Origin of the sequence: Kribbella sp. NPDC004875, assembly GCF_042873375.1 — a bacterium.
GTDB lineage: Bacteria > Actinomycetota > Actinomycetes > Propionibacteriales > Kribbellaceae > Kribbella.
In genome coordinates, this window is the sequence record NZ_JBIALI010000007.1 from 151705 (window position 1) to 177094 (window position 25390).

Annotated in this window: 24 protein-coding genes; 12 read left to right on the forward strand and 12 right to left on the reverse strand. The window is 68.2% G+C overall.

The genetic code is table 11. The features are described from left to right. Nucleotides 1-8: 8 nt before the first annotated feature. The gene (gene sucC, locus ACFYRH_RS35060) at nt 9-1181 is read right to left on the reverse strand and encodes an ADP-forming succinate--CoA ligase subunit beta (protein WP_387784200.1); all 1173 of its coding nucleotides are present in this window, start codon (nt 1179-1181) and stop codon (nt 9-11) included. Nucleotides 1182-1369: 188 nt separating this feature from the next. Here sucC and ACFYRH_RS35065 point away from each other — a divergent pair, with 188 nt between their 5' ends. Next, nucleotides 1370-3019: a glycoside hydrolase family 13 protein gene (locus ACFYRH_RS35065; protein WP_387784202.1), complete on the forward strand. Its 1650-nt coding sequence runs from the start codon at nt 1370-1372 to the stop codon at nt 3017-3019. A gap of 74 nt (nt 3020-3093) precedes the next feature. On the opposite strand, the gene ACFYRH_RS35070 is transcribed toward ACFYRH_RS35065, so the two are convergent. The 5 genes from ACFYRH_RS35070 to ACFYRH_RS35090 form a co-directional block, all read right to left on the reverse strand. Continuing rightward, nucleotides 3094-3600, reverse strand: coding sequence for a hypothetical protein (locus ACFYRH_RS35070; protein WP_387784204.1), 507 nt, complete (start codon nt 3598-3600; stop codon nt 3094-3096). Nucleotides 3601-4023: 423 nt separating this feature from the next. After that, nucleotides 4024-4884 (reverse strand): carbohydrate ABC transporter permease, encoded by an 861-nt coding sequence (locus ACFYRH_RS35075; RefSeq protein ID WP_387784206.1) that lies wholly within the window; start codon nt 4882-4884, stop codon nt 4024-4026. Next, entirely contained in the window at nt 4884-5936 is a 1053-nt protein-coding gene (locus ACFYRH_RS35080; RefSeq protein ID WP_387784208.1) for a carbohydrate ABC transporter permease, read from the reverse strand. The genes ACFYRH_RS35075 and ACFYRH_RS35080 overlap by 1 nt, the downstream gene beginning before the upstream one ends. A gap of 97 nt (nt 5937-6033) precedes the next feature. Continuing rightward, on the reverse strand, nt 6034-7359 hold the full coding sequence (locus ACFYRH_RS35085) for an ABC transporter substrate-binding protein (RefSeq protein ID WP_387784210.1): 1326 nt from the start codon (nt 7357-7359) through the stop codon (nt 6034-6036). Between the two features lie 327 nt (nt 7360-7686). Then, nucleotides 7687-8106, reverse strand: coding sequence for a cobalamin B12-binding domain-containing protein (locus ACFYRH_RS35090; protein ID WP_387784212.1), 420 nt, complete (start codon nt 8104-8106; stop codon nt 7687-7689). Nucleotides 8107-8238: 132 nt separating this feature from the next. On the opposite strand from ACFYRH_RS35090, the gene ACFYRH_RS35095 reads away from it, so the two are divergent. The 4 genes from ACFYRH_RS35095 (at nt 8239) to ACFYRH_RS35110 (ending at nt 12094) form a co-directional block, all read left to right on the forward strand. Next, on the forward strand, nt 8239-9099 hold the full coding sequence (locus ACFYRH_RS35095; RefSeq protein WP_387784213.1) for an esterase/lipase family protein: 861 nt from the start codon (nt 8239-8241) through the stop codon (nt 9097-9099). Between the two features lie 217 nt (nt 9100-9316). Next, nucleotides 9317-10216 (forward strand): M23 family metallopeptidase, encoded by a 900-nt coding sequence (locus ACFYRH_RS35100; protein ID WP_387784215.1) that lies wholly within the window; start codon nt 9317-9319, stop codon nt 10214-10216. A gap of 47 nt (nt 10217-10263) precedes the next feature. Then, nucleotides 10264-10782: a DUF6886 family protein gene (locus tag ACFYRH_RS35105; protein WP_387784217.1), complete on the forward strand. Its 519-nt coding sequence runs from the start codon at nt 10264-10266 to the stop codon at nt 10780-10782. Between the two features lie 10 nt (nt 10783-10792). Further along, nucleotides 10793-12094, forward strand: coding sequence for a lanthionine synthetase LanC family protein (locus tag ACFYRH_RS35110; RefSeq protein ID WP_387784219.1), 1302 nt, complete (start codon nt 10793-10795; stop codon nt 12092-12094). Here ACFYRH_RS35110 and ACFYRH_RS35115 read toward each other — a convergent pair. The 4 genes from ACFYRH_RS35115 to ACFYRH_RS35130 form a co-directional block, all read right to left on the reverse strand. Further along, a complete protein-coding gene (locus ACFYRH_RS35115; protein ID WP_387784221.1) occupies nt 12066-12626 on the reverse strand; it encodes a hypothetical protein in 561 nt (186 codons plus the stop codon). The two genes, ACFYRH_RS35110 and ACFYRH_RS35115, sit on opposite strands and share 29 nt — an antisense overlap. An 85-nt stretch (nt 12627-12711) precedes the next feature. After that, complete coding sequence (pcrA, locus tag ACFYRH_RS35120; protein ID WP_387784223.1) at nt 12712-15045, reverse strand: DNA helicase PcrA; 2334 nt, start codon at nt 15043-15045, stop codon at nt 12712-12714. 46 nt (nt 15046-15091) lie between these two features. Further along, nucleotides 15092-15673 carry a TetR/AcrR family transcriptional regulator gene (locus tag ACFYRH_RS35125; RefSeq protein WP_387784225.1) on the reverse strand — a complete coding sequence of 194 codons (582 nt, stop codon included), beginning with the start codon at nt 15671-15673 and terminating at the stop codon, nt 15092-15094. A 52-nt stretch (nt 15674-15725) separates the two neighbouring features. Continuing rightward, a complete protein-coding gene (locus ACFYRH_RS35130) occupies nt 15726-16811 on the reverse strand; it encodes an acyltransferase family protein (RefSeq protein WP_387784227.1) in 1086 nt (361 codons plus the stop codon). 29 nt (nt 16812-16840) lie between these two features. Here ACFYRH_RS35130 and ACFYRH_RS35135 point away from each other — a divergent pair, with 29 nt between their 5' ends. The 3 genes from ACFYRH_RS35135 (at nt 16841) to ACFYRH_RS35145 (ending at nt 19001) form a co-directional block, all read left to right on the forward strand. Next, complete coding sequence (locus tag ACFYRH_RS35135; protein ID WP_387784229.1) at nt 16841-17725, forward strand: alpha/beta hydrolase; 885 nt, start codon at nt 16841-16843, stop codon at nt 17723-17725. Nucleotides 17726-17799: 74 nt separating this feature from the next. After that, the gene (locus ACFYRH_RS35140) at nt 17800-18396 is read left to right on the forward strand and encodes a ClpP family protease (protein ID WP_387784231.1); all 597 of its coding nucleotides are present in this window, start codon (nt 17800-17802) and stop codon (nt 18394-18396) included. After that, nucleotides 18393-19001 (forward strand): ClpP family protease, encoded by a 609-nt coding sequence (locus tag ACFYRH_RS35145; protein ID WP_387784233.1) that lies wholly within the window; start codon nt 18393-18395, stop codon nt 18999-19001. The genes ACFYRH_RS35140 and ACFYRH_RS35145 overlap by 4 nt, the downstream gene beginning before the upstream one ends. An 89-nt stretch (nt 19002-19090) precedes the next feature. Here ACFYRH_RS35145 and ACFYRH_RS35150 read toward each other — a convergent pair whose 3' ends face one another. Beyond that, on the reverse strand, nt 19091-20179 hold the full coding sequence (locus ACFYRH_RS35150; RefSeq protein WP_387784235.1) for a serine hydrolase domain-containing protein: 1089 nt from the start codon (nt 20177-20179) through the stop codon (nt 19091-19093). A gap of 55 nt (nt 20180-20234) precedes the next feature. Here ACFYRH_RS35150 and ACFYRH_RS35155 point away from each other — a divergent pair, with 55 nt between their 5' ends. The 4 genes from ACFYRH_RS35155 to ACFYRH_RS35170 all read left to right on the forward strand — a co-directional run bounded on the left by ACFYRH_RS35155 (nt 20235) and on the right by ACFYRH_RS35170 (nt 23939). Continuing rightward, nucleotides 20235-20960: a PIG-L deacetylase family protein gene (locus ACFYRH_RS35155; RefSeq protein WP_387784237.1), complete on the forward strand. Its 726-nt coding sequence runs from the start codon at nt 20235-20237 to the stop codon at nt 20958-20960. 41 nt (nt 20961-21001) lie between these two features. After that, the gene (locus ACFYRH_RS35160) at nt 21002-21736 is read left to right on the forward strand and encodes an alpha/beta fold hydrolase (RefSeq protein ID WP_387784239.1); all 735 of its coding nucleotides are present in this window, start codon (nt 21002-21004) and stop codon (nt 21734-21736) included. 71 nt (nt 21737-21807) lie between these two features. Further along, nucleotides 21808-23160 carry a MurT ligase domain-containing protein gene (locus tag ACFYRH_RS35165; RefSeq protein ID WP_387784241.1) on the forward strand — a complete coding sequence of 451 codons (1353 nt, stop codon included), beginning with the start codon at nt 21808-21810 and terminating at the stop codon, nt 23158-23160. Beyond that, nucleotides 23157-23939: a type 1 glutamine amidotransferase gene (locus ACFYRH_RS35170; protein ID WP_387784243.1), complete on the forward strand. Its 783-nt coding sequence runs from the start codon at nt 23157-23159 to the stop codon at nt 23937-23939. The genes ACFYRH_RS35165 and ACFYRH_RS35170 overlap by 4 nt, the downstream gene beginning before the upstream one ends. 60 nt (nt 23940-23999) lie before the next feature. Here the strand turns inward: ACFYRH_RS35170 and ACFYRH_RS35175 are convergent, their stop codons facing one another. Further along, nucleotides 24000-25322, reverse strand: coding sequence for an aminopeptidase C (locus tag ACFYRH_RS35175; RefSeq protein ID WP_387784245.1), 1323 nt, complete (start codon nt 25320-25322; stop codon nt 24000-24002). Nucleotides 25323-25390: the final 68 nt, after the last annotated feature.

Consider the following 25390-nt stretch of genomic DNA (forward strand, 5'->3'; position numbering starts at 1 on the left):
GCGATCCCTTACTTCGCAGCCAGCTCGGCGGCGCGCTTGGCGGCGCCGTCCATCGTGTCGACCCGCTCCAGACCGGCCAGGCCGGCCTCGTCGAGGATCCGGCGGCCTTCCTCGGCGTTGTTGCCGTCCAGCCGGACGACCAGCGGCTTGGTGACGGCCTCGCCCCGGCTCGACAGCAGCTCGAACGCCTGCACGATGCCGTTCGCGACCGCGTCACAGGCGGTGATGCCGCCGAAGACGTTCACGAACACGCTCTGCACCTGCGGGTCGGAGATGATGATCTCCAGCCCGTTCGCCATCACCTCCGCGCTCGCGCCGCCGCCGATGTCGAGGAAGTTCGCGGGCTTCTGGCCACCGAACTCCTCACCGGCGTACGCGACCACGTCCAGCGTGGACATGACCAGGCCGGCGCCGTTGCCGATGATGCCGACCGAACCGTCCAGCTTCACGTAGTTCAGGCCCTTGGCCTTGGCCGCCGCCTCCAGCGGGTCGGCCGCCGAGATGTCCTCGAACTCGGCGTGCTCCGGGTGCCGGAAGTCCGCGTTCTCGTCCAGCGTGACCTTGCCGTCCAGCGCCTCGACGTTGCCGTCCTCGAGCTTGACCAGCGGGTTCACCTCGACCAGCGAGGCGTCCTCGGCGAGGAAGACCTGGTACAGCTTGACGATCTCCGGGACCACGGCGTCGACCACGTCGGCCGGGTACTTCGCCGCTTCGGCGATCTCCCGCGCCTTCGCCTCGTCCACACCGGTGGCCGGGTCGATCGAGATCTGCGCGACCGCGTCCGGGTTGGTGTGCGCGACCTCTTCGATCTCCATCCCGCCGGCGGCGGAGGCGATGCAGAGGTAGTTCCGGTTCGCCCGGTCGATCAGGAAGGAGAAGTAGTACTCCTCCGCGATCGCCGCGGCCGGGACGATGTTCAGGATCTTGACGACGTGGCCCTTGATGTCCAGCCCGAGGATCTCGCGGGCCTTCTCCTCCGCCTCGTCCGGGCTGCTCGCCAGCTTCACGCCACCGGCCTTGCCGCGGCCGCCGGTCTTCACCTGGGCCTTCACGACCACCCGGCCGCCGATCTTCTCGGCCGCCGCGCGTGCTTGTTCCGGAGTCGTGACGACCTCACCTACGGTCGTCCGCACTCCGTGCTTGGCGAAGACCGTCTTCGCCTGGTATTCCATCAAGTCCACGACTGTGGTCCCTCTCTCGCACCTGTTCGAGTAGGCCGCGGCAGGCGGGCTGGACCCGAGAAGAGGGCACGGTCGCCGGCGCGCTCCGTCGGCCTGAGACTAGCCACCTCGCCCGCCGCGGCAACAGCCGGGGTACACGCTGAGACGACTGTCACACGTCGTTCGGGCCCTCGTGTCAGGCTATTCGCATGACCGATCCCGTGGTTGATCCAGGAACCAGACCAGCTGACGACTGGTGGCGCAGCGCCGTCGTCTACCAGGTGTACCCGCGCTCGTTCGCCGACGCCGACGGCGACGGGACCGGCGATGTGAACGGCATCCGCGCCCGGCTGCCGTACCTCGCCGACCTCGGCGTGGACGCGATCTGGATCAGCCCCTGGTACCCGTCACCGCTGCTCGACGGCGGCTACGACGTCGCCGACTACCGCGACATCAACCCCGAGTTCGGCACCCTGGCCGACGCCGACGCGCTGATCGCCGAGGCGCACGCGCTCGGCCTGCGGATCCTGATCGACCTGGTACCGAACCACTGCTCCTGGGAGCACCCGTGGTTCAAGGCGGCGCTGGCGGCGGGCAAGGGCTCTCCGGAGCGCGACCTGTTCTGGTTCCGCGACTCCGAGGACGGCAAGCCGCCGACCAACTGGCCGGCCGCGTTCGGCGGGCCCGCCTGGCAGCAGATTGACGACGGGCAGTGGTACCTGCACCTGTTCGACATCTCCCAGCCGGACTGGAACTGGGACCACCCGAAGGTGATCGAGGAGTTCGACGCGATCCTGCGGTTCTGGTTCGACCGTGGCGTGGACGGGTTCCGGATCGACGTGGCCGACTCGATGGCGAAGGACGCGACGCTCCCCGACGTACCGCTGGCGAACGGTGAGCCGACGCGGGAGAAGTACGTCGGGAACCCGTTCTACGACCAGCCCGGGGTGCACACCATCCACCAGCGCTGGCGGGCGATCGCCGACGAGTACGCCGATACGCCGCAGGGACCCCGGGTGTTCGTGGCGGAGGCGTGGTTGTCGCCGGCCGAGCGGCTGGCGCAGTACGTGCGGCCGAACGAGCTGCACTCGGCGTTCAACTTCGACGCGCTGCGCTGTGCGTGGGACGCGAAGGAATTGCGCGAGGTGATCGATCACACCACGGAGAACCTGTGGGCGGTCGGAGCGCCGGCGACGTGGGTGCTGAGCAACCACGACACGATCCGGCACCGCACCCGGTACGGCCGGGCCCGGCGGGACGCGCTGGAAGGCGCGGGCGTCGTACCGACCGATCTGGAGCTCGGGCTGCGCCGGGCGCGGGCCGCGGCTCTGCTGGAGCTGGCGCTGCCGGGTGGCGCGTACATCTACCAGGGTGACGAGCTCGGGCTGCCCGAGGTCGAGGACCTGCCCGAGGACGTGCTCGACGACCCGACCTGGGAGCGCTCGGGCCACACGGTCCGCGGCCGCGACGGCTGCCGGGTCCCGATCCCGTGGTCCGGCACCGAGCCGCCGTACGGCTTCGGCCCGGGCACCGGTCAGCCCTGGCTGCCACAGCCCGCCGACTGGGCCGGACTGACCGCCGAGGCACAGTCCGGAAAGCCGGACAGCCACTTCGCGCTCTACAAGGCAGCGCTGCGGATCCGCCGCGACCACCCGGCCCTCGGCGAAGGCCGTCTGGAATGGGACCAGGACGCACCCGAGGGCGTCCTGTCCTTCACCCGCGCCCCCGGCTTCCGCTGCGTCGTCAACGTGAGCGACGCCCCGGTCAGCCTCCCGCCATACCAACGAATCCTCCTCGCCAGCGAACCACTAGCAGACGGGGCACTGCCGGTAGACGCGACGACCTGGCTTGAAAGCTGAGCAGCGGAAATCTCTGGGCACGGAGGGAACAGCCGGAGGGTATCTTCCGGCTGTTCCCTCAACTCACCGCGATCTCACGGCGTAGAGAAGTAGACCTTGTTCCAGAGTTGGTAGTTCGACCCGTTGCACACCAGGTTGTAGACAGCACCTGCGGAATTACTATCGAGACAGCGCCGACCGTAGTACGTGAACTCCGCCCCGGTGATGTGTGCCTTCCAGAGTTGGTAGTAGTTCGAGCGATTACAGGGTTTCGTCGAAACCAAACCGGTCGCCGAACCGCTGCCCAGTACATATTGGAGACAGCGCCCGGTGGCAACGTTCCAGATGAACTGATTGGCGGTGTAGTCGAAGCGCCATTGCTGGTAAGTGCTGCGACTGTTGCAGGTACGCGTGTAGGCGGTCCCGGCACTATTACTCTCGAGACAGCGCCCTGTCTGCTTATTCTGGATCAAGGCTCGGTAATAACTTGCCTGCGGGGAAGTCACATTACCTGCTGATTGACTCCCCGTTGGGCTCGCCGAGGCGGGTATTGCAGGAGTCGTGCCCACCAGGCCCACGACCACCATCGAGAAAGCGGCCACCAAGATCGACCATACACTTCGCCGTGAATTTCGCATGAGATATCCTCTCCGCTGCGCGCCCGACGCCAGGCGCCATCGGGGAAATTCCCCCGAACCCGTTTGGCCATTGCGAATGCCGGCGGAATTAGCGTAACCACTCGACTACTGAATAACAACAGAAAGACACTGCAAGTAGTTGCAGGCGTCGACGATGGACGGTAAGCGGGATCCAGGTCTACACTTCGCGCCACGTTCTCCGGCCGGACACAAAGAGAATCGGCCGGAGAAAATCCGGCCGATTCCCTGGGTGTTAGCGTCTTCGCTCGCGGTCCTCGCGGTCGCGGCGATCTTGGTCTTCCCGGTCCCGACGGTCCCGATCGTCTCGGTCCCGCCGGTCCCGATCAACCTGGTCCCGGCGATCACGCTCCCGCCGGTCGCGCCAGCTCACTTCACGCCACCTGCCGTGAGGCCGGCGACGATCCTGCGCTGGAACAGCAGTACGGCGATCACGAGCGGGATCGTGACGACCACACCGGCGGCCATCTGGCTGCCGAACGGCTGGTCACGGCCCGTCGTACCGGTGAACTGCGAGACGATCACGTTCGCCGTCTGGATCGACTTCTTGTTGGTCATGCTGAGTGCGATCAGGAACTCGTTCCAGGCCGCGATGAACGTGATGATCGCGGTCGTGAACACACCGGGCGCCGCCAACGGGATGATCACCTTGCGGAACGCCTGGGCCGGCGTACAGCCGTCCACCATCGCCGCCTGCTCGAGCTCCTGCGGCATCTGCCGGAAGAACGCTGTCAGGTTCCACACCGCCAGCGGCAGTGCGAACGACAGGCTCGGCACGATCATCGCCTGGTAGGTGTTGATCCAGTGGATGTTGACGAACAGCTTCAGCAGCGGCACCACCAGCGAGATGCCCGGGAACATCGACGTGGTGATGATGATCGCCAGGACGACGTTCTTGAACTTGAAGTCCAGGCGCGCCAGCGTGTACGCCGCCACCATGCCGATGATCAGCGTCAGGATCGTCACCGACCCGGCCACGATCAGGCTGTTCAGCAGACCGCGGCCGAAGCCGTTGTCGCCGCTGAACACGTCCTTGAAGTTCTGCATCGAGAACGGTGCCGGGATCAACTTGTTCGAGAACTGGTCGGACGGCCGGCGGAACGCCGACACGACCATCCAGTAGAACGGCGCCAGGCAGTAGATCACGATGATCGCGACGCCGAGCAACGGCAGCCAGCGCTTCAGCGCAGCGTTCTCGCCGGCCCGCACCTGCGGGATGTCGGTGGCCATCAGACGTTCCCTCCTGTACCCGGAGCGGCTCCCGCTGCAACGGCAGCCCGCGCGGCTTTGGTCCCGGAGCCGCCGTTCTTCTTCCGCCGGCCGCCGCTCTTGCTGGCCCGCGCCTCACCGATCACGTCGGCGCCGAGGGTCTTCACGAACAGGTAGGCCACCACGGCGACGTAAACGAACAGCACTGTCGCATAGGCGGCCGCCGGCCCGTATCTGACGCTGAGCGCTTCGTCGTAGGCGAGCATCGAGAGCGTCTCGACCGAGTCCTTGTGCGGACCCACCAGCACGAACGGCAGGTCGAAGATCCGCAACGTGTCGAGGATCCGGAACAGCACTGCCACCAGCAGCGCCGGCTTCACCAGCGGCATCGTGATCCGCAGGAAGGCCTGCCACGCGTTCGCCCCGTCCACCTTGGCGGCCTCGTAGACCTCGGCCGGGATGGTCTGCAGCCCGGCCAGGACCAGAAGGCCGATGAACGGTGCGGTCTTCCACGTGTCCGCGATCACCACGGAGAACTTGGACTGCCAGCCCTCCGTCGACCACAGCACCTGCGTGCCGAGCAGGGTGTTGGCGATACCGTCGGCCTGGAAGATCCACTTCCACAGCAGCGCCGAGATGACGGTCGGGATCGCCCACGGGACCAGGATGCTGGCCCGGACGATGCCACGGCCCTTGAAGGCCTTGTGCATGATCAGTGCCATCGCGACGCCGAGGACGGTTTCCAGCGCGACGCACACCACGGTGAAGAACGTCGTGTTCCAGAAGGCGTTCCAGAACCGGTGCCCGGTCTCGCCCTTGAAGATGTCGGTGTAGTTCTCCAGCCCGACGAACGTCGAGCCCTGCACGACGAACCCGTTCGCGTCGAGGTGCTGACCGCTCTGGAACAGCGATTCGCGCAGCGCCGCGATGATCGGGAACAGCACCACCACGCCGAGCACCAGTAGCGTCGGCGAGAGCAGGATCGCGGCCAGCCGGCCGGTGCCCTCGTTGAAACTCGTCGGGCGCTTCTCTTTCTTGGCCGGTCGTTCGACGACCGGCGCACTTGCAGTCACCTGAGACTCCTTTGCTCCCCGAGCAGAACCCGGGCAGGGACTGGCCGGGGCCGGTGGGTGGTCACGATTTCTCCACTCACCGGCCCCGGCACGACGGTCATTGCGTGATGAGCGACTGCAGCTTGGTCTGCAGATCGGCCAGCGCCTTGTCCGGCGCCACCGTGCCGTTCAGTGAGTCGTACGCCGCTGCCTGGATGGCAGCCGTGACGTCGCCGTACTTGACCACCTTCGGCCGCGGCTGCGCGCCGAGGATGGAGGCCTTCAGCGGCGTCAGGTACGGGAACTGCTTGCTCAGCGTCGGGTCGTCGTACAGCGACTGCCACGTCGGCGCCTGCGAGGTCGCCTCGATGTTCGCCTTCTGGCGGGCCTCGCTCGCCATGAAGTTGATGAAGTCGATCGCCGTCGCCTTGTTCTTGGCGAACGAGCTGATCGCGTAGTCGTGACCACCGAGCGAGGAGACACCCGGGCCGGACTTGCCAGGCAACGGCGCGACCGCGAACTTACCGGCAACCTTCGAGGAGCCGTCGGTCTTGTTGGCCAACGCGTACACGTACGGCCAGTTGCGCAGGAAGAGCAGCTTGCCTTCCTGGAACGCGCGGCGGCTCTCCTCCTCCTTGTAGGTGATCGCGGCCTTCGGGATGGCGCCGGTCTTGAACCCGTTCACCAGCTCCTCGAGACCGGCCTTGGCCTCCGGGGTGTTGACGTTCGGCTTGCCGTCCTTGCCGACGATCTCGCCACCGGCCGAGTTGACCGCCTCGGAGAAGTTGACCGTCAGGCCCTCGTACTTCTCGAACTGGCCCGAGTAGCAGCTCATGCCCTTGGCCTCGGGCAGCGCGGCCACCTTCTGGCAGGCGGCGAGCATCTCGTCCCAGGTCTTCGGCGGCTCGGCGACGCCGGCCTTGGTCAGCAGGTCCTTGCGGTAGTAGAGCAGACCGCCGTCGGAGGTGATCGGGACGCCGTAGAGCTTGTCGCGGTACTTCGCGGTCTCGACGGTCGCCGGGATCAGCTTGCCCAGGTCGGGCACCTTGTCCTCGGGGATCTGGGTGATCCACTGGTTCGCGGCGAACTCCGACGTCCAGACGACGTCCATGTTCAGCACGCTGAACGCATCGGACTTCGCCTGCGCGTTCTGAACCATCTGCTGGCGCTGCGCGTCAGCGTCCTCGGGCAGTTCCTTCAGCTCGACCTTCTCGTTGGGGTGTGACGAGTTCCAGGCAGCAAGCTGCTTCGGCAGGAAGCCCGACGTGTCCTTACCGGTGGCGAAGGTGATCGGCCCCCGGCCCTCGAGTGCCCCTGCCGAGCTGCTGCCCCCGCCGCTGCTGCTTCCACTGTCGCCACTACCACACGCGGTGGCGAGCAGCGCCAGGCTGCCTGCGACGGCAACGAAAGCCGTCCTGCGTGCGTGTGATCGTTCAAACCTCATCGTTTACCTGCCCTCTCCCGATTGGGACATCGCTTGTCCTGCGGCAGCGATTCGCAGACCCCCACCGCACTGCGATCCGCCCTGTCCGGACAGTAACCGAGAACGGGGTGATGTGTTCTGAGCCACACACATCCCAGCTCGACGGTCTCTGAAACGGACAGTCGCATGGCTGTATGCGACCGCGTTTGGGAAGCCCGCACAACCGGGCATTTCCTAACGATTCGGTATTACCGATTAGTAACCTGACTGAAACGGGCAGGACTGTTCAGATCGACTCCGGGCAGTCGTCATCACGCTCCGGAGCGGATCCAGGACTCCGCCAACGTGTCAGGCCGGCGAGGCCGAGGCGTCTCCGACATGGCCCCGGACCCACTCGACGATCTCGGTCGTGGTGGCGCCCGGAGTGAAGATCTTGTGCACACCCAACTCGGCCAGCGGCTGCAGGTCGGCGTCCGGGATGATCCCGCCGCCGAACACCACGATGTCCTCCGCGTCCCGCTCGACCAACAGCTCGCGCACCCGCTTGAACAGCGTCATGTGCGCGCCGGACAGCACCGACAGACCGATCGCGTCCGCGTCCTCGGCGATCGCCGTCTCGACGATCTGCTCGGGCGTCTGGTGCAGCCCGGTGTAGATGACCTCCATGCCGGCGTCCCGCAGGGCGCGGGCGACGACCTTGGCACCGCGGTCGTGACCGTCCAGACCGGGTTTGGCGACGACGACGCGCAGTGGACTCATAGCAGGCATGTGGGCAGGCTAACCGCTGCGCACCTCACGGATAAGACACGGAGGCGTGTGTTCCCCGACACGCGGAACCGGAAGCGGTTACTTTGGAAAGAGATCGGACCACCGGGGGGTCTGGTTTGGTGAGGAGCCGCCATGAGTTCCTGGCAGGACGAAGTCCGGGGCGCGCTGGACGGACTCGCGTACGGCGCCCGCTCGGCAGTCTCACCCAGCGTGCTGCACGGAGCAGCCGTCGAGCTCGGCTGGCTCACGACCCACCTGGCGATGTACCCACTCGGCGTACTCGGCAAGGCCCCCGGTTCCCGCGCGCTACCCGCCCGCCTGAACCTGGCCGGCCTCGGCCCGGCTCAGCGCGGCCTGCTGGTCAGCGACGTCCGCGCCGCGGGTACGCCGATCCTGCTCGCGCACGGGATCATCGACAACCACACGATCTTCGCGCTGATGCGCCGCCACCTGGTCCGCCGCGGCTTCAGCAGTCTCCACACCTTCTCGTACTCACCGTTGACGCTGGACGTCCGCCGTACCGCCGAACGGATGGGAGCGGAGATCGAAGCGATCTGTGAGGCCTCGGGTTCGGACCAGATCCACGTCATCGGGCACAGCCTCGGTGGATTGATCGCGCGGTACTACGTCCAGCGGCTCGGCGGCGCCGAACGGGTCCACACCTGCGTGACGCTCGGGACGCCACACCAGGGGACGGTCGCGGCCAAGTTGTTGCCATGGCCCCTGGTCAAGCAGGTGCGGCCGGACAGCGAGCTGATGGCCGAGCTCGCCGAGCCGGCGCCGGACTGCCGGACCCGCTTCCTCGCGTTCTACAGCGACGTCGACCAGTTGATCGTGCCGCAGCGGCGCGCCCGGATCCGGCACCCGGACCTGCTCGCGAGCAATGTCCGCGTCCACGGGGTCGGGCACCTGTCGTTGCCGTTCCACGGCGAGGTCGTGCACAAGATCACCGGCGTGCTGGCGCATCTCGACGAACAGCCCAAAACTGCCTGACACAGAAGCCTTCTCAGTGCTCGCGGCCGATGCACGTGCAGCCGCTCATGCAAAAGTTTCGTGAAGGCGCGCCGGAAAACTACCCGGATGGGTTTGTCACCCCGTGACCCTTCCGTTATGGTCTGTGAGTCCTCCCGGGGAATAAACCCTCCGAGAGGGCGGGAAGAGCCTCCGGCTCGACCTTCAAGCCCCTCCCCTGTGACCGAAAGGCCACGTTGTGTCCCAGCACCGTGCCGCGGGAGACCGCGTCACGCCCGGCAATGCTGCGCGCAAGCCCGGCGCATCACGTCACAGTGCCAAGCATCGCGTTGCCAGGCGTAATACCCCCAGCAGTAGCCAGATCGTCGGACTGACCGCCGCGCTCGCCGCGGCCGCCGGAGCTGTCGGCTTCAGCCACAGCACGCTGGCGTCACCCACCCAGGCGAACTCCGCGGTGAACCTCGCCGCGCTCAGCCTGGACAGTGGGCAGCAGCTGTCCGGCATCACCACGGCACGCATCCAGGCCCGCCAGCTCGCCACCCGTGACTCCTCCCGGGTCCAGCTGGCCGACACGACCAAGAAGCAGTCCGCCGCCGCGCAGCTGGCCAAGGCCCGCGCCGCGAAGCTGACCGCCACCCAGGCCCTCACCGCGAAGCGGGCGAACGCGCTGGCCGCCGCGAAGGCCAAGGCCGAACTGGCCGAGAAGAAGGCCCGCGAGTCGGCCACCCGCTGCGAGATCATGCTGACCGGCTACCACATCACCGCCACCTTCGGTCAGGGCGGCAACCGGTGGGCGCACAACCACACCGGCCTCGACTTCGCCGCCCCGATCGGCACCAGGATCGGCGCCGTGCAGAAGGGCGTCGTGATCTTCGCCGACTGGGCCGGCCCCTACGGCCGCCAGGTCCAGGTCCGGCACGAGGACGGCACCGTCACCTGGTACAACCACATGTCGAAGTTCAGCGTGTCGGTCGGCGAGACCGTGTACGCCGGTGACCAGGTCGGTGCGGTCGGGATGACCGGCAACACCACCGGCCCGCACCTGCACTTCGAGGTCCGGCCGGACGGCGGCGAGCCGATCGACCCGGCGCCCTGGCTGCGCAACCACTGCGGCCTGGACCCGTACACCGCCGGCTGACCGAAACTCCTCAGCACCAGCCCTCCGGCGCCGCTAAGCTGCGGCGCATGCGTCCGGCGACTGGTGAGGTTCTGCACTTCTCCGAAGACCCGACCATCGAGGTCTTCCGGCCGCACGTCGCGAAAACGGCGCAGCAGGCCACCGCGTACGTCTGGGCGGTCGGGTACGACCGGGCCCCGGACTACTGGTTCCCGAGGCAGTGCCCCCGCGCGATGGCGTGGGTGGGCCCCTCGACGACTCCCGAGGACCGCGAGCGAATCATCGGCGCCGGCTCCGGCAGCCGTGTCCACGCCGTCGAGTACGGCTGGCTGGAGGCGATGCGCTCCGTCGAGCTGTACGCCTACCGTCTGCCCGCCGACGACTTCGTCGAGCGCGACGCGGCGTTCGTCGCCACCACCGAGGTCCAGCCGCTCGGCCCGCCGGAACGTGTCGGCGACCTGTTCGCCTTGCACGACGAGGCCGGCATCCAGCTCCGCGTCCTGCCCCTGCTGCACGACTTCTGGGCCGAGACCGTCACCACGACTCTCGAGTGGAGCGGCATCCGGCTCCGCAACGCCAAACCATGAACGCCAAGCCATGACGTACGCCGGCGTCGCCGAGTCCTCGTGGAGCTGGGTACTGGACCAGGTCCGCTGGGACGACGACGGCCCGTGGATCCCCGAGACCGGTGACGGCGACAAACCCACGCAGTACCTCGATGGCATGCACAGCGGGATCGGTGGGCTCGGCTATGTGCTCGCGGAGATCCGGCTCACCCGTCCGTGGACGGCCGTCGAGGAACATCTCGCGAGGGCCATCGCGGAGCGGCTCCGAGCAGCTGTCCCGGCGACCACGAGCGTCACCTTCTTCGACGGTCTGATGAGTTCGGTCGGCGTCCTCACCGCGCTCGACGAACCGGGCACCGGTGCGATGATCGACCGAACTCTCGAGCTCGCCACGCCCGTCGGGTGGCACGAGAGCTTCCTCGAGCCACCGAAGTACGTCGCGAACGCGGTCGCGAACGACGCCACGCTCGGCACCGGTGCCGTTCTGCTCGGTGCCTTGTGGGCGAGTCGTCACGGAGTGGACGCGTCCGAGCTGGCGGGTTGCGCGGCCGATCTCCTGCTGCCCGAGCAGGAGGAGACGGCGACCGGGGTCACCTGGCAGTTCGTGTCGCGGCGGTTCCGGACCGACGAGCCGACCGAGATGCCGAACTTCTCGCACGGGCTTGCTGGGATCGTGGCCGTGCTGGCCCTGGCCGGCGTCGAGCTGGAACGGCCGGACCTCGTGGACGCGGCCCGGCGTGGCGCCGAGCATCTGGTCACGCTCGGGATCAACGACAGCTTGGGTTTCCGGGTGCCGCGGGTGATCCCGTGGGCGGAGCGGCACGGCGACGAGTACACGTTCAACTGGTGTCACGGCGGCGCGGGTACGACGCTGGCGTTCGCCGCACTCGAATACGCCGACGTCCCACAGATCGCCGACGCGACACCGGACACCTGGCGCCGGCGCTGCCTGGACAGCGTCCGCTACTCCGGCATCCCCGAGCGGCTGCATCCGGGCTTCTGGGACAACGACGGCCGCTGCTGCGGTACGGCGGGAGTCGGCGACACGTTCCTCGACGCCTGGCACCGCACCGGCGACGCGCAGGACCTGGAATTCGCCGTACGGATGGGCGACGCGCTGCTCGACCGTGTCTACCCCGATGGGTACTGGCGTTTCGTCGAGCACCGCAACGAGGACCCGCTCCTGCCGCCAGGCGTTGGCTGGATGCAGGGTACGGCGGGCATCGCGGCGTACCTGTTTCGGCTGCAGCGGGCGCTCGGTGGTGATCAGCGCACCGTCGAGCGGATGGACAACTGGTGGGCGCTCAGCGCTGCCAGACCTCGGCGGTCGTGAGGAAGGCCGACGAGCCGGGCTTGTCGGGTGAGCCGTCGACCTGGACGAAGCCCGGCACCGAGGCGCCGCCGATCGAGACGGTCGCGGAACGCACCGGCGCGATCACCAGACTCAGACTGTGATTACCGTCGGCGAGCTGGAAGTTGTCGGTCGCGAACAACCGCCGGTCCAGCACGCCGCTCATCTCGATCTGGATGTCGGCCGCCTTGGCGCTCAGCCCGTCGGCAAGGTTCATCGAGACCTGCACCAGGTCCCGCTCGACGGCCGGCTCGTGCCACGGCAGCCCCTGGACCTCCAGGAACGAGCGGACGAAGTACCGCTCCAGCCAGGACGCGAGGTCGACGTCCTCGGAGACCACCCGGACGATCCCGTCGAACCAGAGCACGACCGCGGTCCCGGAGCCCCGGATCGACCAGTCGACCATCCAGATCGAGGCGTACGCCGTGACCTTGCCCCGCTCGTCGAACAGCCGGAGGCCAGGATTCGCTCCCGCCAGAATGATCCGGCGGCTGCTGGCCGACGACTTGGACATGTGGGCGCGCTTCCGCTAGGGGCCGAAGATCCTTGATTGTCTCAATCCGCGGGCCAGATGCAACGCATAAGTCCAAGAAGTTGACTTAGATCTTCTCGACCGGCGCGTAGCGCAGAAGCAGCCGTTTGACGCCCTCCGACCCGAAATCTATGTCTGCCTGGGCCTGCTGACCCTCGCCGCGGACGACCACGACGGTGCCCATCCCGAAGCTGTCGTGCACCACCCGGTCACCCGGATTCAGGCTGATCACGGGCTTGTCGGAGGCCGTCTTGCGGCTCGGTTCGTACCGGCTGGGGATGCCGCTGCCACGCGACGTACCGGTGCCGGACCAGCGCGTGATCGCGGAGTCGTCGCGGCGCCAGTCGAGCAGTTCGGCCGGGATCTCCTCCAGGAACCGCGACGGCGGGTTGTGCTGTGGAGCGCCGTACGCCGAGCGCACCGCGGCGCGCGAGATCGCCAGCCGCTGGCGGGCGCGGGTGATCCCGACGTACGCGAGCCGGCGCTCCTCCTCGAGCTCCTTGAGGTCGGTGAGCGAGCGGGAGTGCGGGAAGACGCCGTCCTCCATGCCGGTCAGGAACACCACCGGGAACTCCAGGCCCTTCGCGGTGTGCAAGGTCATCAGCGTGACGACGCCACCGTCGGCGGCGGCGTCGGGGATCTGATCCGCGTCGGCGACCAGCGCGACCCGCTCCAGGAACGCCTGCAGGTCGGACGGCTCGCCGGCCGCGGTCCGCTCCTCGACGAACTCACGGGCGACCGAGATGAACTCGTCCAGGTTCTCCAGGCGGGTCTCGTCCTGCGGATCCGGCGACTTCTGCAGCGCCTCGTAGTACCCCGAGCGGTGCAGCGCGACGTCGAGGATGTCGTCCGGCGGCGCGCCCGAGTCGACCATCGCGGTCAGCTCGTCGAGGATGTCCACGAAGGCCTGGACGGCGTTCACCGAGCGCGACGCCATCGCCGGCGCGTCCTCGGCGCGGCGCATCGCGGCCGCGAACGAGATCCGGTCCCGGGCCGCCAGCGCCTCGATCGCCGCCTCGGCGCGGTCCCCGATCCCGCGCTTCGGCTCGTTCATGATCCGGCGCAGCGAGACGGTGTCCTCCGGGTTCACCAGCACCCGCAGGTACGCGAGCGCGTCGCGGACCTCCTTGCGCTCGTAGAACCGGACGCCACCGACCACCTTGTACGGATGGCCGGTGCGGATGAAGACTTCTTCGAACACCCGGGACTGTGCGTTGGTGCGGTAGAACACCGCGACGTCGGACGGCTTCACCCCGTCGGCGTCGGCCAGCCGGTCGATCTCGTCGGCGACGAACTGCGCCTCGTCGTGCTCGTTGTCGGCGACGTACACCGCGATCTGCTCGCCCTGGCCCTGGTCGGACCAGAGGTTCTTCGCCATCCGGCCCTCGTTGCGGGCGATCACCGCGTTGGCCGCGGTCAGGATCGTCTGGGTGGAGCGGTAGTTCTGCTCGAGCAGGATCGTCTCGGCGCCGGCGAAGTCCTCCTCGAAGGCGAGGATGTTCCGGATCGTGGCACCGCGGAACGCGTAGATCGACTGGTCCGAGTCACCGACCACCATCAGCTCGGCGGGCGGCGCGGTCGGGCCGTTGCCAGTTGAATTGTCGATGGCCGCGGGATCCTCACCGCAGAGCTCACGGATCAGCGTGTACTGCGCGTGGTTGGTGTCCTGGTACTCGTCGACGAGCACGTGGCGGAAGCGCCGGCGGTAGTACTCACGGACTTCGGGGAAGGCCTGCAGCAGGTTGACCGTGGTCATCAGCAGGTCGTCGAAGTCCAGCGCGTTCGCCTGCGCGAGCCGCTCCTGGTAGATCCGGTAGCACTCGGCGTAGGTCTCCTCGAGATGGTTCTCGGCCTTCGCCGCGGCCGTCTCGTGGTCGATCAGCTCGTTCTTCTGGGTGCTGATCCAGTTCAGCACGGCGCGCGGGTTGTACCGCTTGACGTCCAGGTCGAGCTCGCGGCAGACCAGCGTCATCAGCCGGCGCGAGTCGGTGTCGTCGTAGATCGAGAACGTCGAGTTGATCCCGAACCGCTTGATGTCGCGGCGGAGGATCCGCACACAGGAGGAGTGGAAGGTCGAGACCCACATCAGCTTCGCCCGCGGGCCGACCAGGTCCACCACCCGCTCGCGCATCTCCGCGGCGGCCTTGTTGGTGAACGTGATCGCCAGGATCGACCCGGGGTGCACGTCGCGGGCCGCCAGCAGGTAGGCGATCCGCCGGGTCAGCACCCTGGTCTTGCCCGAACCCGCGCCGGCCACCACCAGCAGCGGCTTGCCGGCGTGCACGACGGCCGCGCGCTGCTGCGGATTCAGCCCCTCGAGCAGCGAGTCCGGATCGGTCCGGGACTTCTTCGGCTCTTCGAGCGGCACCGGGAGCTCGTCAGGCGAGAACAGCGTAGTCATCACCAAACACCTTAGGCGCTCCCGCCGACAGTTACCGAAAACGCGGTCAGTCGAGCAGGCCCTTGGCGATGAATCGCTGGTTCGAGGCGCTGCGTTCGGCCAGCGGACCGGCCGCGAACACCGGCGTGTCGAGGGTCGGCGCCATCACCGGCTCCAGCAGCATCGGCCCGAGGATCAGGAACAGGGCCTGGTACGGCGCCCAGCGCGCGTCGGCCTCGTCCATCGGGACGGTCCGCAACGCGGTGAGGTGCCGGCGCGCGCCGTCGAGCAGACCGTGGAACACGGCGATCCCGGCCGGGCCACCCTCGAGCAGGACCCTGCGCAGATAGTTGCGCCGCAATTCGTCGGCCCCGAACAGTTGCGCCGTGACCTGGCCGAGCGCGGCCAGGTCACTCGCGTCGAGAGTCGCCAGCCCTTCGTCGAACGTGTTCAGCACGTCGTCGTCGACGGCGGCCCGCAGCCCGTCCTTCGAGCCGTAGTGGTGCCGCAGCAACGCATGCGACACGCCCGCCTCGGTCGCGATCGCCCGCGTCGACGTCGCCTCGAACCCGTGCTCGGCGAACAGCTTCAGCGCCGCGAGCCGCAACCGCGCCCGCGCGGTCAGGTCCGAGGATCGCGCTTCGGTCATCGTGCCTCCGTCGTCGTGGCGCTGTCGTCGTGGCGCTGTCGTGGCGCTGTCGTCAGGCCCCGACCCAGGCGCGCAGGTAGGGGACGCGGCGCAACCCGGCCGCCAGTACGAAACTGACCGGCAGTGCGACCGCTCCGACCAGCAGGAACTTCGCCAGTGGTGCCGCTGCGAGATCGCGGACGAGCAACTGCAGTCCGACGACCACCGGCACATGCACGATATACACGGTGAACGACGCCGCACCCCAACGGGCGGCGCCCGGCCGGTTCAGGCGCTCGCGGAACACGACCACGATCCCGACGCACAACGTCACGCACATCGTGCTCTCCACCATCGACCAGGTGAACGACTCGAGGTTCGCGCCACCGGGTGCGTAGCAGCGGGACAGGGCGGGCAGGGCTGCGAGGTGCGCGATGGCGAGGCCGGCGCCGATCGCGAGGCACGTGTACCCGACGCTCCGGGTGATGCCGGTCAGCCAGTCGTATCTGTACGCGAGCAGTCCGGCGACGAACAGTCCGCCGCACTGGACCAGATCGGACGGCTCGGCCTGGATGAACTCGAGGATCCCGATCCAGGTGTCGACAGGCCACTTGATCGGGATCGCGAACGTGCCGAGTCCGATGACCACGGTGAAGGCCGTGATCGCCCAACCGGTCAGCGCCCGCGGCTCCTGGATGACCGGGCGGCGGTGGATCGCGACGCGCCAGACGGCGTACAGGACCGCGTAGACCAGGAGGTGCTGCAGGAACCACAGATGGGCGAACGAGAACTCGGGGAAGTCGCCGTACGTGTGGTGGTGCAGGAACATCAGCGCCGGGACGATCACGACGACGCCGAAGACGAACGGCATCCCGATCCGGCGGAAGCGGTCGACGAGGAAGCGGCGCGGGCCTTTGCGTTCGTACGACGGCGGCAGCAGGTAGGCCGAGATCGCGAAGAACAGGGCCATGAAGAACGAGCCGTTCACGACCGTGAACCGCTCGAGCGGCTCCCAGCGGACGGTGCCGTGGACGTACCACCAGTCGGGCGGGCCGTACGGCTGGGCGGCGTGATGCAGCACCACGAGCACCACCAGCCCGAGCTTCAGCTGGTCGAGATACTGCAGGCGCTGTCCGATTGGACTCTTTACTGTCCACATGGACAGTATCGTAGCTTAAAGTACTCCGCATGGATCAGACCGCTCGCTACGACGAGCTCGTGGACCGCGTCGAGGCGCTGTACGAAGCGGGCCGGTACGGCGAGGCTGCCGCGCTGGTCGAGGCGGAATCTGGCGGTCTCGAGGCCTGGTCGGCGGAGCTCGCGCATCTGAGGGCCTGCGTACTCGGCGCGGCTGGTGATGCTGACGGGGCGTTGCGGACGTTGCGGGAGGCGAGTGCGGCGGGAGCGTGGTGGGCGCCGGCGATCTTGGACGATGACGACTTCGCGGGGTTGCGCGGGCGGCCCGAGTTCCAGGAACTGATCGCTGTGTCGGGTTCACGCGTCGCCGGCGAGCCGGTGGCGGCGCTGATCGACGTACCGGATGAGCCGGTTGGTGTGGTGGTCGCGCTGCATGGCGCCGGGCAGACGGCGGCGCGGGCACGGACGGACTGGGCACGTGTCCTCGACCACGGCTACGCGTTGGTCTGCGTGCAGTCATCGCAGCGCATGTCCCCCAACTACCGAACCTGGCCCGACCCTGACCACGCAGCAGCAGACATCGCCCGGGCCCTCGCGGACCTACCTGACGAACTGCACGGAAAACGTGTGATTGCAGGTGGTTTCTCCGCGGGCGGCCGGGCCGCACTGGACTGGGCGCTCACCGCACGCCCCGCGCCGGTCGCCGGAGCACTCCTCGTGGCGCCTGCGCTCCGCGACCTGCCGGAAAACGCTGCAAATCCGTTGTCGCCAGCAACCATCTGGATCGGGACCGGTGACAACCTGCTCGAGGTCGTGGACACGAGTGACGAGCGCCTGAGAACCCTCGGCTGCACCGTCGAGCGCATCCCGGGACTCGGTCACGGCTTCCCGTCCGACTTCGACGACCGGCTCGCGAAAGCCCTCCAGAACGGCTGACTGTTTGCTCTCGGCAGACTTGCCGACAGCAGAAAAGCTGGGACCGCACGAGCGGCGCGGCCACAGTGGACGGCATGGCAGAAGACATCAAACCGCCGATGTTCAACGAGACTGCCCGGCAACGGTTGCTGGCGCAGCGGATCGTCGTCCTGGACCGAGCCCTCGACGACGACCTCGGGACCTTGCTGGTCACCCAGATCCTGACGCTGGCGGCCGAGGACCCGGACACCGACATCGCGTTCTGGATCCACTCCCCCGGCGGCTCGGTGCCGTCGATGCTCGCGATCCGCGACGTGATGAAGACCGTGCCGTGCGACGTGTCGACGCTGGCGATCGGGCTGGCCTGCAGCGCCGGCCAGTTCCTGCTCTCGGCCGGGACGCCGGGCAAACGCTACGCGCTGCGGCACGCCCGCGTGCTGATGCACCAGGGCTCGGCCGGGATCGGTGGATCGGCCGTCGAGATCGAGATCCAGGCGAACGACCTGCGGCACATCCGCGACACCGTGCTCGGGCTGATCGCCGAGGACACCGGCCAGCCGTTCGAGACCGTGCACGAGGACTCCCGGCACGACCACTGGTACACCTCCGAACAGGCCCGCGACTACGGCTTCATCGACCACATCGTCGAGTCCTTCGACCAGGTCATGCCGCGAAAGAAGGCTGCCGCATGAGTACCTACACGATCCCCAACGTGATCGCTCAACACCCGCGCGGTGAGCGGATCATGGACGTCTACTCGCACCTGCTCAGCGAGCGGATCATCTACCTGGGTACGGCGATCGACGCCGGCGTCGCGAACGCGCTGATCGCCCAGCTCCTGCACCTCGAGGTCGACAAGCCCGAGCAGGAGATCAACCTGTACATCAACTGCGAGGGCGGCGACATGACCGCGATGCTCGCGATCTACGACACCATGCAGTACATCCAGTCCCCGGTCGCGACGTTCTGCGTCGGCCAGGCGATCTCCGCCGGCGCGGTCCTGCTGGCGGGCGGTACGGCGGGACGTCGCGCCGTACTGCCGCACGCGCGGGTCGTCCTGCACCAGCCCGCCGCGCGCGGACAGGGCACGATCCCGGACCTGATCCTGCAGGCCGACGAGGTGGTCCGGGTCCGCAGTCAGGTCGAGTCGATCCTCACCAAACACACTGGCCAAACGATCGAGCAGCTCCGCCACGACACCGACCGCGACCACGTGCTGACCGCGGAGGGCGCCAAGGAGTACGGCATCGTCGACCACGTGATCAACGAACGCGTCCCGGTGACCGCACTGGTGTGACCCGGACCGCCACGCCATCACAATCGCCCGAAAGACGGCTGCCCACGCTGGGCCTCGCGCGATCCGGCGATGGTGATGGCCTGCAGGTCCTACCCCGCCGCTTCGAGGACCTTGTCCGCGACGGCGGCGTGGTGCAGGAGGTCGGCGTTCGGCTTGCCGACCCGGTCGGTCAGGTACGCGTAGGCGATCTGCCGGTCCGGGTCGGCCCAGCCGATGCAGCAGTTGCTGCCGTTGTGTCCGAACGCCCGGGGGCTGCTCAACGACCCGAGCGACGACACCGCACCTTCGACCCAGCGCGGTCCGCCGAGCTGGAACCCTTGCGACCAGCGGATCGGCGCCCGGGCGGTCCGGTCCATCTCGCCCTCGCTGCTCGGTTCGACCGCGACGGCGAGGGTCTCGGGCCGCAGCAGCCGTCCGTGCGGCGCCGCGCCGCCCTGCAGCAGCGCTTGATAGAGCGCCGCGAGGTCGCGAGCGGTCGTCGAGATCCCGGCCGCCGGTACGACGGCCTCCCGGGTACTGCGCCGGTTCACCACGGACTGGATGAACGGCCCGATCGGACCGGCCGCGTGGAGCGGGACATGCCGGCCCCACAGCTCGTCGGGCAGACCGAGGTACGTGTCCTGGACGCCGAGCGGTTCGAAGACGTAACGGCGTACCAGCTCGTCGATCGGCGTGCCGCTGCAGCGGCGGGCGACCTCGCCGAGGATGAAGCCGAAGGCCAGTGGGCTGTAAGCGACGGTGCCGAGCGGCCAGCGGGGTTTGGCCTCGGCGATCCGGTGCAGGGAACGGTCCCAGTCGGTCATCGCGCGGACCTCGCCGACGTACGAGCCGGCGTTGGACAGGCCGGAGCGGTGCCGCAGTACCTCGCGGACGGTGATCTCACGCTTGCCGTTCTGGGCGAACTCCGGCCAGTACGCCGCGATCGCGTCGTCGAGATGCAAGCGGCCCGACTCGACGAGCTGGTGGATCACCAGGGCGGTGTACGGCTTGCTCGCGGAGAACAGCCAGAACAACGCGTCCGGCGCACAGCCGAACGACCGATCGACGACGACTCGGCCGTTCCGCACCACGCACAACTGCGCGACGAGGCCCCGGGCCTCGACCAGCGCGACCGCTTCCCCCAGGCGGCCGGCGTCGAGCCCCGCCTCCCGCGGGTCGCACTCACCACCGAACTCCATGTTTTCCACTGTGCCCGCTCAGGCAAACGCCTCAGCGTCCGGTTAGGGTCTTCGTGTGACCGTGCCTGAGGCGAATCCGCGACCGGACAGCGAGCTCGAGCGGATCCTGGTGGTGGTCGCGCACCCGGACGACATCGACTTCGGTGGCGCCGGCACGGTGGCGCTGTGGACCAAGGCCGGCATCGAGGTGCAGTACTGCATCGTCACCGACGGCCAGGCCGGTGGTTTCGAACCCGACCGCGATCGCGCGGAGATCCCCGCCGTACGCCGGGCCGAGCAGACGGCCGCCGCGCAGCATGTCGGCGTCCACGAACTGCACTTCCTCGGCTATCAGGACGGTGCGGTCCAGGCGACGCCACAGCTGGTCCGCGACATCAGTCAGGTGGTCCGTAGGGTCCGCCCGCAACGGCTGCTCACCCAGTCGCCGGAACGCTCCTGGAACCGGATGCAGGTCTCCCACCCCGATCACCTCGCCGCCGCGGAGGCGACGGTCCAGGCGTTCTATCCCGCCGCGGGCAACCCGTACGCCTACCCCGACATGGACGAGGAGGCGTGGGAGGTCGGCGAACTGTGGATGATGGACCACCCAACGGCCAACCACTACGTCGACATCACCGACACCTTCGACCAGAAGCTCGCGGCCCTGATGTCCCACACCAGCCAGCACCGCGACCCCGAAGGCCTCCGCACCGGCATCCGCACCAACTTCGCCCACGTAGCCACCACCGCCGGCTTCCCACCCAACCACTACGCGGAAGCCTTCACCGTCATCCGCCTCTAATCCGTTTGCGCGCCGGCGGATCCGACCTGGAAGGTGCAGCCATGACGATTTCTTTTGGTGTTGCCGGGGTGGGGCCGGATGTTTTGTTGGTGCATGCGGGGGTTGCTGATGCGCGGATGTGGGAGCGGGAGGTGCGTGAGCTGGCTGCGGCGCATCGGGTGATCACGGTGGATCTGCGGGGGTACGGCGAGACGCCGTTGGAGGCGGGCGCCAAGTACTCCGATGCCGGGGATGTGCTCGCGGTGCTGGACGAGGTGGGGGCGTCGGCGGTGATGGCCGTCGGGGCGTCGTACGGCGGGTATGTGGTGCAGCAGATGGTGAGTCGGGAGCCGGCGCGGTTCGCGCGGGTGGTGTTGTTGTGTGCGCCGACCGACAACGTGGAGCCGGATGACGAGCTGCGGGCGTTGTGGGGCGCGGAGAACAAGCTGCTGGAGGCGGGCGACGTCGACGGCGCGACCGATCTGACGGTACGCCGCTGGATCGGGCCGGAAGCCGATGACGAGGCCCGGGAACTGCTGCGGGTGATGCAGAAGCGCGCGTACGACGTACAGCTCGCCGCGGGTGACGACGTGGAGAACGAGGAGTACCCGGTCGAGCCCGAGAAGATGACGATGCCGGTGCGGCTCATCACCGGCGGTCACGACTTCGCGTTCTTCACCGACTCCGCGGACTACCTCGCCGAACGGCTGCCGGCCGCGGAACGCATCCACCTCCCCTGGGCCGGCCACCTTCCGACCCTGGAACGCCCCACCGAGGCATCGGCTCTTATTCGCTGAGCATTTCCTGAGCATTTCCTGAGCTGAGCGGACGCTGAGTTCGTGTTGACCGGCGGATCTAAACTTTTGGTATGCGCGAAAAGGCCGCGATCGCTGCCGCCCGGACCGCCGCCGGCCTCAGCCGGAGGCTCGGGCGCGGCGGTCAGGCGGTCCCCGGCGCGATCGCCCGGAGAATTGCCCCGGACCTGGCCGGGCAATTGGCGGCCGAATTACCGCACGGCAGCATTGTGGTGACCGGGACCAACGGAAAGACCACGACCACCAAGCTGATCGCCGCCGCGCTGCGGCTCGGCGGCGAGACCGTGCTCACCAATGCCAGCGGCGCGAACCTGCACGGCGGGATCGTTTCCGCCCTCGTCACGGCGGCCGACCTGCACGGTCGCACCGGTGCGACGATCGGCGTCTTCGAGGTCGACGAGGCCAGCCTGCGCCGCGTCGTACCGGAGCTGCGGCCGCGGCACATCGTCGTACTGAACCTGTTCCGCGACCAGCTCGACCGGTACGGCGAGGTCGACACGACCGCCGAACTACTGGCCGCGGGCATCGCGGCCACCCACGCACGGCTCTACCTGAACGCCGACGACGCCCGGGTCGCGAGCCTCGCCGAGGCCGCGGCGTCACCGGACCTGGTCAGCTATTTCGGCATCGAGCACCTCCCGGCCCGCCGGGCCGGTTCGATGTCCGCGGCCGACTCGGATCGGTGTCCGCGCTGCGGCGAACGGCTGGTGTTCAGCCGGGTCTTCTACAGCCATCTCGGCCACTACAGCTGCCCGAACGGCGATTTCGCCCGGCCCACGCCGGACGTCGCGGTCACCGGGGTCGAGCACGCGGACCTCGACGGTACGACGTTCTCCTTGTCGGCGCACGGCGTCCCGCAACGGATGCGGTACGGCCTGTCCGGCACGTACAACCTCTACAACGCGCTGGCGGCCGTCGGCCTGACGACCGGGTTGGGCCTCGACCCGGCGTTGATCGCACAGGCGGTCCGGACCACGGAGGCCGCGTTCGGGCGGGTCGAGAAGACGGCGATCGACGGCCGGACGGTGTGGCTGCTGCTGATCAAGAACCCGACCGGATTCGCGCAGGTCCTGGACACGTTCCTGGTCGGGCGGGCACCGCTGCGGGTCCTGATCGCCGTCAACGACCTGCCGGCCGACGGACGAGACGTTTCGTGGTTGTGGGACGTCGGTCTCGAGGCGCTGGCGCCGACCCGGCCCGAGGTCGTCGTGGCCGGCACGCGGGCCGCGGAGATCGCCCTACGACTGCACTACGCCGGGACGGAGGCCACGGTGGCGCGCAGCCTCGACGACGGGATCACCCGGTTGCTGTCCGGGCTGCCGCCCGACGGCCAGGCGTTCGTGCTGCCGACCTACACCGCGATGCTGCAGATCCGCCGGGCGCTCGGGCGACGGGCCGCGGCGTGAAACCGCTGCGGATCGCCCACCTGTATCCCCGGGACCTGAACGTGTACGGCGACCTGGGAAATGTCATCACGTTGCGGAAACGGCTGGAATGGCGCGGATTCCGGACCGAAGTGACGGCGGTGGAACCGGGTATTCCTTTCGACTTCTCCGCGGTCGATCTACTCTTCGGCGGCGGCGGCCAGAATTCCGGCCAATCGGCGTTGGTGGACGATTTGCTCGAGCGCGGCGACGCGCTCCGCAGAATTTCCGCCGAGGGGGTCCCGATGCTGTTGATCTGTGGCAGTTACCAGCTGTTCGGACGGGAATTCGCTGCCGCCGGCCGGCGGTACCCGGGCCTCGGGATCTTCCGCGCGACCACCACCGTCCGGCGGCAGCGGATGATCGGGAACATCGTTGTGGACAGCCGGTTCGGGCAGCTGGTCGGCTTCGAGAACCACTCCGGCCGGACCGTACTCGACCCCGGGCAGCAGTCGCTCGGCACAGTGCGGCAGGGCTTCGGCAACAACGGCCGGACCGGTGACGAGGGGGCGGTGACCGGCAACACGATCGGCACCTACCTGCACGGGCCGGTGCTGCCGAAGAATCCCGCACTGGCCGACCACCTGCTGCTCCAGGCGGTCCGGCGCCGGTACGACGTCGACGTACTCAAGCCGCTCGACGACGAGCTGGCCCTCCGCGCGGCGACCGTCGCGGCCGCCCGCCCGCAGGGCCGCGCGGTCAGCATCCGGCCGCGCCGGCGGCGACTGCACCGTCTCGGCGCCGCCCTGCGCGGACTCTGAAAGGCCCTGAGAACACAGAAGGACCCCGGCCGCGCGGCCAGGGTCCTTCGACGGATGGGGTCAGTCCGCCAGGGCGCCCATCGGGTCCCAGGCGGGGAGGACGATCGGCTCGTCGTCGAGACGCGCCTGGAGCTCGGCCGGCAGCGCGGAGCGCCGGACGGCGACCTCGAAGACGTGCTCGCCGAACCACGAGTCGTTCATGGTCCAGAAACCGTTGTCGGCCTTCTCGTCGCCCCAGCTGTTCTCGACCCGCCAGCGGCGCGGCTCGCCGTCGACCACGTCGACGCCGGTGAACAGCATCGCGTGCGTCATCAGGGTCTCGTGGTGCACGAGTCGCTCGGCCTTGTCCAGCGTGAACTCGGTGTCGTAGACGGCGCCGTAGTCGTACAGCTTGGCGTCCCAGAAGCCGAGGTCGGCGTTCATCTGCTTGCCGACGTCACAGCCGAACCAGACCGGCTCGCCGCCGACGATCGCGTCCTGGGTGAGCTTCTTGATCAGGTCGATCTCGACGTTCAGGTAGACGACCGGCGGCGCGTCGATGATGTTGCCCAGGAAGTCGACGGTGAAGGTCCGGCCGACCGGGCTGGTCGAGCGCGGGTCGTGCACCAGGCAGACGTACTCGTCGACCGGCAGCTGCACGTACGCCGCGGCGAACTCGGTCGGGGTGGTCCAGCCGTCCCGGTGGAAGCCCTTGTCGCTGTCCTTCCACTGCCACAGGAACTTCTGCGGCGGCGTGCCCAGGTGGATGCTCAGCACCCGGTGCACGGTGGTGAGGATCTCGCGCTTGCGGTCGCGGCGCGCCTCGTCGCCGTCGAGCGCCCGCAGGTCGCGCGCACCCTGGCGGAGCAGCTTGCGCAGCGCGTCGTTCAGCTGCGCGGTCGCCGACGAGCTCTCGGTCTCCGGCATCGCCGACTTCGGCACCAGGCCGTGCTTCTGCACCAGCGCGACGAACATGTTCCACTGACCGCCGTCACCGATCGGGTCGGACAGCAGGTGCGCGACCGTGCGGTCGTCGGCGTCCCGGTCCGCGGTCTCGATGATCGCCTCGAGGAAGAAGTTGGACCGCTCGAACTTGTCCCAGAACAGCAGGTAGTTCTGGGAGAACTCGAAGTCCTTGACGCCGAGTTTCTCGGCGGCCCCGACGCGCAGCAGGTTCAACCCGGCGAACAGCCAGCACCGCCCGCTCTTCTTCTGGTTGGTCACCTTCCAGTCGTCCAGCAGATGGGACACCGAATGGTCCATCGACGTGACGACCTGGCGATCCAGGGCGATGCTGTTGACCGGTGTCTGCGTGACGGCGTTCTGCATCACCCGGTACTGCGGGTTCGACGCGAACTCCTTCTCGAAGAGCGCCAGCTGATCGGCAGTGAGATTCCGCTCCATAAGAGTCGACGGTATAACAGCCGCCAAGCCCGGACCGCCGGATCGGAGTGGCGAATCCATGCCCTGGC